General features: G+C 71.6%; 10 protein-coding genes and 1 pseudogene. 5 read left to right on the forward strand and 6 right to left on the reverse strand.

All coding sequences use genetic code 11. The features are described 5' to 3' along the window. Positions 1-208: 208 nt before the first annotated feature. On the reverse strand, positions 209-916 hold the full coding sequence (locus ABZ354_RS11190; RefSeq protein ID WP_358655311.1) for a helix-turn-helix domain-containing protein: 708 nt from the start codon (positions 914-916) through the stop codon (positions 209-211). 132 nt (positions 917-1,048) lie between these two features. Here ABZ354_RS11190 and ABZ354_RS11195 point away from each other — a divergent pair, with 132 nt between their 5' ends. The 5 genes from ABZ354_RS11195 to ABZ354_RS11215 all read left to right on the forward strand — a co-directional run bounded on the left by ABZ354_RS11195 (position 1,049) and on the right by ABZ354_RS11215 (position 5,866). Further along, a complete protein-coding gene (locus ABZ354_RS11195) occupies positions 1,049-1,597 on the forward strand; it encodes a DUF2231 domain-containing protein (protein WP_358655313.1) in 549 nt (182 codons plus the stop codon). Between the two features lie 96 nt (positions 1,598-1,693). Then, positions 1,694-2,116 (forward strand): hypothetical protein, encoded by a 423-nt coding sequence (locus tag ABZ354_RS11200; protein ID WP_358655315.1) that lies wholly within the window; start codon positions 1,694-1,696, stop codon positions 2,114-2,116. A gap of 1 nt (position 2,117) precedes the next feature. After that, positions 2,118-2,771 (forward strand): GTP cyclohydrolase I FolE, encoded by a 654-nt coding sequence (gene folE, locus ABZ354_RS11205; protein ID WP_358655317.1) that lies wholly within the window; start codon positions 2,118-2,120, stop codon positions 2,769-2,771. A gap of 389 nt (positions 2,772-3,160) precedes the next feature. Continuing rightward, complete coding sequence (locus ABZ354_RS11210; protein WP_358655319.1) at positions 3,161-3,745, forward strand: hypothetical protein; 585 nt, start codon at positions 3,161-3,163, stop codon at positions 3,743-3,745. Between the two features lie 855 nt (positions 3,746-4,600). Next, complete coding sequence (locus tag ABZ354_RS11215) at positions 4,601-5,866, forward strand: FG-GAP and VCBS repeat-containing protein (RefSeq protein ID WP_358655405.1); 1,266 nt, start codon at positions 4,601-4,603, stop codon at positions 5,864-5,866. On the opposite strand, the pseudogene ABZ354_RS11220 reads toward ABZ354_RS11215, so the two are convergent. From ABZ354_RS11220 to ABZ354_RS11240, 5 genes and pseudogenes are all read right to left on the reverse strand, one after another. Continuing rightward, positions 5,859-6,189: pseudogene (locus tag ABZ354_RS11220) on the reverse strand (transposase); the annotation flags it as partial. The gene ABZ354_RS11215 and the pseudogene ABZ354_RS11220 overlap by 8 nt on opposite strands. A gap of 114 nt (positions 6,190-6,303) precedes the next feature. Then, positions 6,304-6,864 carry a hypothetical protein gene (locus ABZ354_RS11225; RefSeq protein WP_358655321.1) on the reverse strand — a complete coding sequence of 187 codons (561 nt, stop codon included), beginning with the start codon at positions 6,862-6,864 and terminating at the stop codon, positions 6,304-6,306. 338 nt (positions 6,865-7,202) lie between these two features. Continuing rightward, entirely contained in the window at positions 7,203-7,973 is a 771-nt protein-coding gene (locus ABZ354_RS11230; RefSeq protein ID WP_358655323.1) for a M15 family metallopeptidase, read from the reverse strand. Between the two features lie 352 nt (positions 7,974-8,325). Beyond that, positions 8,326-9,816, reverse strand: coding sequence for an FG-GAP repeat protein (locus ABZ354_RS11235; protein ID WP_358655325.1), 1,491 nt, complete (start codon positions 9,814-9,816; stop codon positions 8,326-8,328). Positions 9,817-10,117: 301 nt separating this feature from the next. Then, entirely contained in the window at positions 10,118-11,080 is a 963-nt protein-coding gene (locus ABZ354_RS11240) for a YihY/virulence factor BrkB family protein (protein WP_358655327.1), read from the reverse strand. Positions 11,081-11,184 lie beyond the last annotated feature (104 nt).

An 11,184-nucleotide genomic window follows, 5' to 3' on the forward strand; every position in this document is an offset into this window, starting at 1 on the left:
TGCAGGAGAGGGGAACTGGCGCCGGTTCGGGTGGTTCCGCCCCGGGCGGCTCGTCGCCCTCGCGAGTCTCGGTCTGCCGCGGTCGGGCAGCCGGATCACGCTGCCGTGACCCCTACCCGACCGTGTGCCGGGTGGCCGGGAAGTCGCGCCGCAGCCCAGGGGCGGCTTCGAACGGGCGCCGGTCGGCGCACGCCGGCAGGGCGCGGGCCTACGCGTCGGCTGGGCCGATCTGGACGCAGCATTCTCCTGGGCGCGGGGCGAGAACGGCTTGGACACCGGAGATCTCGACGGCCTGGAGATAGCCGGCGAGGAACGCGTAATTCATGCCGCACACCAGGTCGGGAGCCTTGGCGGCGAGGGGGTGGAAGGGGCAGTTGTTCAGCCGTAGCCGGGTGGGGGTTTCGCGTACGGGCTCGAAGCCGTGCTGGTCGAGCATGCGCTCGCAGAGGGTGAGGCCGCGCTCGGCGCCGAGGCGGCCGGGACGGTCCTCCTCGCGCTGGGCCTCACCGAGTTCCCGGCCGCGCTCTCCAGCCGTACGCAGGGCCGCCTGGACGCCGGTCTCGTCGCCCCCCTCGGTCAGCACGGCCTGCAGCAGCAGATCGGCGAGCAGTTCATGGCGGCGGTCGGGGATGCTGACCCGTATCTCGGTGTCGGCGGGCTCGTAGACCTTGGGCTGGCGGCCGACCTTGCGGGCTCCGCCCGGTGAGGCGTAGCGGGCGCGCAGCAGACCGGCGTCGACGAGTTTGTCGAGGTGGAAGGCGGCGAGCTTGCGCGATATGCCGACGCTGGCGGCCGCCTCGTCCCGGGTCACGGGACGGCGGGCGCGCCGGATGAAGGCGAACATCCGGCGCCGCGAGTGCTCGCCGAGGACGCTGACGGAATTGATCGCCGCGTCACGAGCCGGCGGCGGAGTCATGTCGGAGGCCACCTCTCCACAGTAACTCCCACCTCCACGGGCGGGGCTCCCGCCGAGGGGCTCTGATCAGGCCTGCTTGACCGCTCACCGGAATAAGACCAAAATTTGTTAGCGAAACTGGAGGTGGTCGACATGGCTGATCCCTTGCACCGGCAGGCGAAAAGACCGGTGAGCGCCGCGCTGGCCGGCCCGTACGGGCACCCGTTCCACCCGATCCTGATCACGGTGCCCATCGGTGCCTGGGTGGGCAGCCTGGTCTTCGACATCGCCTCCCATGTCGTGCACGACCCGGACTTCCTGGCCCGCGGGGCGATGTGGCTGATCGCGATCGGGGTGATCGGCGCTCTGGCCGCGGCGCTGGTCGGCTTCCTCGATCTGTGGGCGATCCCGCCGCGGACCCGTGCGTTCCGCGTCGGCCTGATCCACATGACGCTGAACCTGCTGGTGACCGCCGCCTACGCCGGGAACTTCCTGTGGCGCAAGGGGGGCCAGGGGCCGGAGGGCAGCGTCGGCCCCGGGATGCTCGCGCTGAACGCCGTAAGCCTGGCGGTCCTCGGCCTCTCCGGCTACCTGGGCGGCAAGCTCGCCTACCACTACGGCGTCCGCGTCGCCGACGAAGCCACCCAGGCCGAGGGCTTTTGTCCCGTCACCCGCCGCTCTCAGGACGGCCGGCCCGGCTGACCGGCGTCCTCACGCGCCAGCGCGCCGTCGCTGCGGCGCCGGGCCGCGGGCACTCAACGCCCGGCCACCCCACCCACCACGGAAACGAGGAGTCCCTTGGACATCGCCGCACTGATCACCTGGGTGATCACCGCTCTGGGCGGTTTCTACATGCTCGGAACCTGGATGTCCCGCGGAGGTGCCCGCGGCGGCAGCCGCTTGCCCGTCCCGGTCGTCTTCGGGCACTTCGCCCTCGCCGCGATCGGCCTGGTCGTCTGGATCGTCTACGTGGTCGCCGACAAGGATGCGCTGGCCTGGACCGCCTTCGGCCTGCTCGTGCCCGTCGCCCTGCTCGGCTTCGCGATGCTCGCCCGCTGGCTCCCCGTGTACCGGGCCCGTGCCGCCGAGGCCGCCGCGGGTGAGCAGTCCCAGCCCGCCGAACGGTACTTCCCCGTGCCGGTGGTCGTCGGGCACGGCCTGTTCGCCGTCGTCACCGTCGTCCTGGTCCTGCTCACGGCGCTCGGGATCGGTGACAGCTGACATGTCCCAGCCTTCCCCCACCACGTCGCACGCTCCCGCAGACGACCCGGAGATACCGATACCCGCGCCGCCCCCGCTGCGCGTCGTCCACGAGACCGGCGGCATCGACCTGGCGGCCGCTGAACACGCCGCAGGTCAGTTCCTGCACGCGCTCGGCATCGGCACCGACTCCGAGAGCCTGCGCGGGACCCCCGGCCGCATGGCCCGGGCCTATGCCGAATTGTTCAGCCCCCGACCCTTCGACCTCACCACGTTCCCCAACGACGAGGACTACGACGAACTCGTCCTGGCACGCAGCATCCCCCTGCGGTCCGTCTGTGAACACCATCTGCTGCCGTTCGTCGGCACCGCCCACGTCGGCTACCTGCCGGGACGACGCATCCTGGGCCTGTCGAAACTGGCCCGCGTCGTCGAACACTTCGCCTGCCGCCCCCAGGTGCAAGAACGTCTCACCAAACAGATCGCCGACTGGCTGCAGACTCAGCTGGAACCCAAGGGGGTCGGCGTCGTCATCCAGGCCGAACACACCTGCATGACCCTGCGCGGCGTACGGGCGACCGGCTCCAGCACCCTCACGTCCACCCTCCTCGGCGTCCTGCGCAGCGACGCCCGCTCCCGCAGCGAATTCCTCGCCCTCACCGGTCTGCCCACCTGAACCAGCCCTTCGGCCGGGGCGGCCCGGCCCGCCAGACGCGAGCCCCGGACGGTGGGGCGCGGCAGGTCGCACGGCACCCGCGTGCTGGAAACGGTGGGTTCTGCGTGAAAGCGGGGGGTTGTCACCGGACGCGGACATCGCGACAGCGCGTGGACGTCCGGTGCACGGCCGTAGGGGCGTTCCGCCCGTGGCGCGGGACGCCGTCGGACCGCTTGGCACGGGGGGATTCGCCCTCCTGCGCAGAGCGACGTTCCCCGGTATCGTCATCGCGTCCTTGACGGCCTCCGCGTCTCCCGACGGACGGTCCGAGGGTGTGTGCACCACCGCTCTTCCGTGTTTCCTCCTGGCGCCGGCGGTCGTGTCGTGCGCCTCTCGCGAAAGGTGTATGCATGTCCATGCACGTGCGACGTACCGTCATGGGAGCCTCCGCGGGCCTGGCCATGGTCCTGACCGTCCTCGCGACCGGCTCTGCCTCCGCCGCCGGTGAAGGGGAGGACGCCCGCCCGGTGCTGACCGCCCAGGTCGTCGACACCGAGGCGAAGGGGCCCGAGGGCCGTCCCCACATCGAGATCACCATGGAGAAAACGGGCGTCCGCGGCGAGGCCGCATTCCTCGCGTGCAACGTCTACCTCCCGCTGGTGGTCAGCGACTACACGATGCGGTCGATGGAGTGGCAGGCGGGCACCACCTGCAACATGCCGGTGGTCATGGAGGGCTCGACCCGTGTCTACCACTGGGGTGGCGGCACGATCGGCTACGGCTCCACCTACAACACCTGGCCCGGCGCGGCCCTGGCAGGCAGCGAGGGCACGCTCTACGGCGTGATGGACGGCACCTACGGCGTCGACCACGACGTGACGGTGGACATCCCGGCCGGGGCGACCACCAATGTGCTGGCCGGATGCCAGTACGTGAACAACAACCAGTCGGTCAGGTGCAAGACCACGACGGGCCCCATCTACTACAACTCCTGACCGACCACTCGACCCACCGGTGGGGCTGCGGCCCTGAACCGCTCCGCCACCCTTCATCCGGAGAAACCGCTGGTCATGCCCTGACCGGCGGTTTGTCGGTGCTTCCGGAGCTGGTGACACCCCCTGGGCCAAGCGTTCGACAGGGGGAATGGGACGAGCCATGCAGTTTCAGAAGGCGGAAACCCCGTTGCGGAGCCACGAAGAAGGCAACGGGGCCGCTGATGCCTCATGTTCGTCGTACCGGATCAGGCGCCGGCTCACGACGACCCCGTACGCGCCGTCGGCACGTATGACGAGGTGCGGCTTGGAGCGCTGTCGCTCCTGTCCGTCCCGCGCAAGGCTGCGCCGCGCCCTGCCTCCGTCGTGTCGTGCTCGGGGCCGGGGGTGCACAACCCTTCGCGCCCCTGACAGGTCTGGACAGGCGCGTGACGCGCTGTCGACGCGCCGTCATGCGCCTGTCCACGTCGTGCCTTACAGGGAATGGGAGCAGCGTGATGTCGCCGTGCGCGGACCGTTGAGCGCCAGTGACCGCGGGGTGTGTCCTGCCCCGTGCGTCGGCCCGGCCCGTCCGGCGGTCACGTCCGGTCCAGGAGGATGTTGATGAACCTGCGCAGAGCGGCAGGCGGTATGAGTTTGATGGCGGCCATCGCGGTGAGCCTGTCGGTGATCACCCCCGTGGCCATGGCGGGCACTGCCGCCGACGGTTCCGGAACCACGGCCGGCGCCGGGCTCCGGGACGACTTCGACGGCGACGGCTACGCCGACGTCGCCTTCCCCGTGCCCGCCGCGGGACTGAGGAGCAACGAGGGCAACCAGGACGGGGGAGGAGCGGCGTTCGACGGCTACGTGGCCGTCATGTACGGCTCGGCAAGCGGTCTGGTGACCTCCTCCAAGCAGGTCTTCGACCAGAACAGGCCCGGTATTCCGGGGGACGCCGAGCAGGGCGACGCCTACGGCAGTTCGGTCACCTCCGCCGACCTCGACCGGGACGGGAACGCGGACCTGATCGTCGGGGCCGGCGGTGACAACGGGGGCAAAGGCTCACTGTCGGTCATCTGGGGCGGCCCCGACGGGCTGTCCGGCTCGACCTGGCTGTCCCGGGGCGCCGCGTACGACGACTGGGTCGGCGACCTCGTCGTGGCGGGCGACTTCAACGGCGACGGTGCCGCCGACGTGGCGACCAGCGTTCGGGGGACGCGTCTGCGCGTCCTGACCGGCCCCTTCCACCGCGACGGTACGCCGGCCGGGGGCACACACGACGTCAAGGGCGCCGACGACGGGGCACCCGATGCGAACAGCATGAGCGACCTGGCCGCGGGCGATGTGAACGGTGACGGCAGCACGGACGTCGTCTCCACGGGGGGCAGGGGCGACGTGAGCCACGTCGGTTACTTCACGGGCGCCCCGGCGGGTCTCGGCGCGGGCGTCACCGTCAGCGGTCTCGACGGCGCCGGCGACAACCTGGACGTCGGCGACGTGAACGGCGACCACCGCGCGGACATCGTCATCGGCCGCCCGGACGGCAACGTGGGCACTGAGGTCCCCCTGCCGCAGGCCAAGGGCGGCATGGTCACCTACCTGCCGGGCAGTGCGACCGGTCCCGACACCGCGCGGCGCAGGAGGATCAACCAGGACACCTCCGGTGTGCCCGGTGTCGCCGAGGTGGGCGACGAGTTCGGTGAGGATGTCTCGGTGGGCGACATCGACGGCGACGGGTACGCGGACGTGTCCGTCGGGGTGCCCAGTGAGACCTTCGACGGCATCGAGATGGCGGGCAGCGCCGTCACGATGCGGGGCACCTGGGGCGGACTGACCGGCCGGGGCGCGCAGGTCTTCAGCGAGGCCACCGCGGGCGTGCCCGGTGTCGCGCGGACCTACGACCTCTTCGGGTCCTGCACCAGGCTCGCCGACACCAACGGCGACGGCAGGGCCGACCTGGTCGTCGGCGCCGCGGGCGAGGGAGAGTTCGGCGACGAGGACACCACCGACGGTTCGATGTGGGTGCTGAGGTCGACGGCGGGCGGGGTGACGCCGAACGGTTCGATCACCTTCGGCGCCCGCACGCTGGAGGTCCCCCTGCACAACGGAGGCGGGCTCGGCTCGGAGTGCCCAGTCGGGTGAGCAGGCGCCGGTTGTGGTCGGACGTGCGGTCGGCCTCGCCTGCCGGGTCCTGGCGGAAGCCGACCAGCATGATCGGCTCGGCGGTGACCCCGTCGGCGAGTTCCGGGGAGCGCAGGGTGGGGGCTGGTGCGGGCGGCGTTCGCGAGGACAGCCGCGTCCCGGGCGTCGGCCGTGGCCTCACCCGGGTAGAGGCCGGCGGGCCGGCGCACCGCGAGTCCGGGCAGGAAACCGACCTTGCAGCCGGCGCGGCGGGCGACGGTCAGCGGCAGGACACCGCTGGGAGCGGGCCGGTCCACGACCATCAGGACGGTGCCGACCTCGGCCTGACGACGGAACGCCCTCCGGCCCGGGTGCGGGCCGAAGGGCGTTCTGCTCACTGCCGTTCCGCGCTTCCGGCGGCCGTGGGGGTCCCGCGGGCCGCGCGTACGGGGCGTGTGTCAGTACTTGTTGGGACGGTAGGCGTTGTACTCGTCCGCCCCGACCCCGTAGCTGAGCGTGCGGTAGTCCGTGCCGTGCCCGCCGCGCTGCTCGTAGGCCTTGTAGCTGGTGTGGGCGCTGCTCGTCCACTTCTCGAAGATCACGACGTGGCGCGTGGTGCTGCTGCCGTTCGCGTCGATGATCAGGTCGCCCTTGAGGAGCTGCGACATGTTGATCGGCCTGGTGAAGTCCGCACCGGCGAGCATCACCGTGTTGGCGCCGGGCTTGCCGTACTGGAGCGCCATGCTGACGTATCCGGAGCAGTCCGTACGGTATCCGCCGAACGTGGCGGTCTGGCTGTAGGGCACCTGACTGCCGTTGTTCGCCGTCAGCCAGGTCTTGGCCCGCTGGATGACGGAGTCGCGGCTGACTGTCGCCCGGACATCGCCGACGACCTTCTTCTCGGTCGCGACAGGGGAGGTGAGGGTGCCGGTGTCCGCCGCGGTGGCGGAGTGGGTCAGTGGCACCAGTAGCGCGGCACCCATGGCGATGGGCAGGATGGTTTTCGCTAGGCGGTTCATTGTGCGGTCCTTTCGACGGTCTGCACTCCGGTCCCGTCCGAAGTCGTGTGCCGCTGCGGCGGGTTACGGAGAAGGGCAACTCTCCAAGCATGGCGTGCGCATGTCAATGCATGGCTGAATGAAGGCCCACGGCGGCAGTGTCCCGACCGCTCCGCCGTGCGGATCCGGTGCGCCAGAAGATCGCGAAGGCGCCGACTTCGGCCAGTTCGGACCGCCGGCCCCAGGGGTGGGCTCCTACGGTGCCGTCGCGGGAGGCAGCCGCACAACGGCGGACGCCCGCCCCGGGCGGAAGCGCCGGAGCGGGCGTCGCAGGCGCGCGCAGTGTGCGCGCCGGTGGATCACATACCGCAGCTCGGTGCCGACCAGAAGCGGCCGTCGCCACCGGCGACGTGCGTGTGGTCGTTGTGACCCGGGTAGCCCGGGCCGAGGATCTCCGTGAAGCCGTGGTTGCGGGCCGCCAGAGCCAGGGCGCAGAAGCCCTGCGAGCCCGCGCCGAGGTCGGCCGCGTGGCCGTACATGTGGCGGCTGTTGGCCGCGCCACCGGCGTTGCTGTTGCAGGTGACGCTGCGGAAGCCGCCGTTGACGGTGATCGGCCTGTCGCCCATGGCGTGGCGCATGGCCTGCAGCTTCCACATGGTGACCAGGGCGTTGGCGCGGGCCGTGGCCGCGCTGACCTTGCCTCCGGACCAGTCGGAGTTGCAGTTGTTCAACTCGCCGTAAGTGAAGTTGACCGGGGAGCAGTCGTCGTCCTGGAGCTCGTAGATCTTGCCGAAGGTGGCCGGGCCCGCGACGCCGTCGGCGCCGAGACCGTAGGCCGACTGGAAGCGCTGCACCGCGGCCTTGGTGGCCGGGCCGAACTGGCCGTCAATGGCGAGCTGACTGCCCGAGCCCGGGTATCCGGCGACCCGGATCTGGAGCTGTCGCACGGCTTCGCCGGACGAGCCTTCGCTGAGCGATCCGCTCCAGGTGTAGCAGCCGTCGGCGATGGACGCCTCGGCGACGGCGGCCGGTGCGGCGTTCGCGACCGCGGGCAGGGCCGCGGGGGCGGCGAGCATCAGGCCCGCGCCCGCCAGTACCGACACCAGCCCTCTGACAGAACGTAACCTCATGTGGGGGGACTGCCTCTCATCACTCGGTGGTACCGGTTGGAGAGGCATGAGAGTGGCGTCATTCGCCGCCCTTGTCAAGAACACGTCATGGAAAGGGTGGGATCAGGTAAAGGCCCCGCGGGTGGAGGCGTGCGGCCCGGGCGGCCACGGCCTGCGGTGCGACCCGTGACGGAACCGCCCGGCAGGCCGCCCCGACCACCCGAGCGCGCCTTACGCGGGAACGTGCCCGGCGTGGACGGGCGCGCCCACCTCCGGCCACCGCGGGATCGCCCCCTGACAGACCCGCGGCCCCCGACGAACACCGTGACGGAACCTGTTCCCATGTGATCGGCGGAGCGTCGGAGGCGCCGGCTCACTCGTCGATCGACGTGCCGAAGCGCGCCTCGGTCCCAAAAGCGCCGAGCGAGCCCGCGCCGTACGACCACGATCCCGTGCTCACCGTCCCGGCCGTGGAGGCGGCGAGCCACCAGACCGCCCCGTCCCCGGTGTTCTCGCCGGGGGCAGCGGCCAGCAGCTCGGAGCGGCGGTCGGCGTCCGTGTCGGCGAGCCGGACCTGTGCGCCCCAGCGGTCCCCCTCCTCCGCCGTGCCGGGCACGCCCGCCGAGCTCTGGTCGAAGGACTTCGCGCCCACCGGGGTCAGCCCGGCGGCCGAGCCGCGCAGGACCCGCACCCCGCCCGCGTCCGCCACGGTACCGACGTCCTCACCGGGCACGCCCACGGCCAGATCGACGTATCCGTCACCGTCGATGTCGGCGAGGGACACATCGGCGCCGAATCCGTCGCCGAGCTCGGCGGTACCGGGCACACCGGCACTGTTCTGCGTCCACACCTGGTCGGGTGTGCCGAGTTCGTTCACGTCGTCCATGCCGTTCTCGGAACCCAGGTAGACGCCGACCACTCCGCCCGTGAGGGGTTCGTTCTCGTCCTCGGGCTTGTCCGGCCTGCCGTAGACCAGGTCGTCGTACCCGTCGTTGTCGATGTCGCCGGACGCCGTGGCGGAGCCGCCCAGAAGGTCGCGGGTGTAGACCGGCCCGTCCGCCGCGCCCATGTACAGGAAGGACCGAGGCCTGTAGTCCTCCTCCAGGCTGCTGCCGGACACGAGCAGGTCCGCGTATCCGTCACCGTCGTAGTCTCCGGTCGTCAGGGAAGCGGGCTGCACCGAGTGACGGCCGGGAACACCGGCGGTGTCGAGCCGGCCCGTTCCTTCCAGCACGCCGCCGCCGTAGGTGAACAGGAAGGCGCCCCCACGGTCGGCCACGGCGAGGACGTCACCCGGTGTGGTTCCGGAGAGCCGAGCGGCGGCCACCGCAAGGCCGAACCGGGTGTCCGCCGCGGGCGCGCCCGACCCCAGGGTGACGCTGCGCGCGGGGGTCAGCCCGGCCCGGGATCCGTAGAGGACCGTCACCCGGCCCGCGTCGCTCACGGAACCCTCGTCCTCACCCGGTGCGGCGACGATTGCGTCGTCGTAGCCGTCGGCGTCGAGGTCCCCCGTGGCCACGGCGGTGCCGAAGCCGTCACCGGACTCGGCGGAGCCCGGGACGCCCGCGGTGGCCTGACCGAAAACGGCGGTGCGGACCCGGGGGAGACTCGTGGCGGTACCCATGCCGCTCGCGGCGCCGTACTGGACGGTGACGTAGCCCGCCCCCTTCTTGCCGCCGTCGGTGCCGCCCGGAGCGCCGGTCAGGACGTCGTCGTAACCGTCGCCGTCGAAGTCGCTGTTGCGGTCGTCGGCGTAGGTGCCCCCGGGTGTGCCCGCGAGGGCCGCAGGCGCGGCGGTGAGGGCCACACCGCTCAGCAGCAGGAACGAGGTGGCGGCAACGGCCGTGGAACGTCTGTGGGTCATGATCTGCTTCCGTGTGCGGGTCGACGGGGGGCGCGGTCACGGGTTGGATCCATGGCGCACAGGAAACGTTGCGGCCCACCGGTCTTCTGTGACAGAGCGGTGACGCGTCGGGGCCCGGGGTGCCTGTTGCGCGTTCGATGTTCGACCTCACCCCTCCCACGGCGCGACCGCCTGTCCGCCACCTGCCGAGCCGTCGCCGGTCTCGTCCCCGACCGCCCCGCAGCATCTGAGAACAGGCCACGACCGGGCCGGACGCCTCCCGCCCGCTGTCACGCACCGACTCGTCAGCCCGTGACGTCCCTCAGGCGCCCGGTCCCGGGTCGGGCCGCGCGGGCTCGTGTATCCCGGCCCTCGCGGCCTCCAGCTGGGCGGCGAACGCGATGCCGAGGAAGAGCGCCACGGCGGTCAGATGGGCCCACAGCAGCAGCGCGATGAAGGCGGTGAGCGGACCGTAGACCGCGCCGAAGGCTCCGCTCTTGCCGACGTAGAGCGCGAGCAGCCAGGTCGCCGAGACCCACAGCACGAGGTGGACCGCGGAACCGAAGGCCAGCCACGTGTAGCCGGGCTGGTCGCGGCGCGGCGACCAGCGCAGGATCACGGCCGAGGCGACCCAGGCCAGCAGCAGTCCCGCCGGCACCTCGAGGAAGCCCCACCAGCCGGAACCGGCCGGCTCGCCGAGGGAGCGGGTGACGGCGTCGCCCACGGCCTCACCGGCGACGAGCACCACGAAACCCAGCACCATGGGCAGGCCGGCGGTGAGGGCGAGCAGCAGCGCCCGGGTGTACTTGCGGGGGAGGGGGCGGTCGCGCTCTATGCCGTAGATGCGGTTGGCGCCCCGTTCGATCTGACCCATCGCCGAGGCGAGGTTGAGCAGGGCGAAGGCCAGGCCCAGCCACAGCGCCAGCGTGCTCCACACGTCGCTGTCGGCACTGCGGCGGGTCCCCTCGAACGCGTTCTGCACCACCTCCGCGCCGGCGCCCGGCACGATCCGGCCGAGGGTGAGCTCGACGACCTCGCCGACGCCCTCGGTGTGCACCGAGGTCGCCAGCCCGACGAGCACGACGGTGAAGGGAACCAGGCCGATCACCATCTGGAAGGCGAGTGCCCGCGCGTTGGTGAAGCCGTCCGCGTAGCGGAAGCGGGTGAAGGAGTCGGCGAGCAACCGCAGACCCCCGTACCGGCGCAGGGCGGTCAGGGCTTCGTCGCCGGAGAGTTCCTCTCCGAGCATGTCCCGGGTCTGCGGGACGTGGACGGCGGTTCCCATGATGCGTCGGCTCCTCCGGTCGGGCGGCGAGTGCGGCTTGCCACCCGTCCGCATGCCCCGTGAACGGGCCGGTAGCACGCACCGCGCGGCCTCGACCGCCTCAG

Origin of the sequence: Streptomyces sp. NPDC005925 (assembly GCF_040638805.1) — a bacterium.
GTDB lineage: Bacteria > Actinomycetota > Actinomycetes > Streptomycetales > Streptomycetaceae > Streptomyces.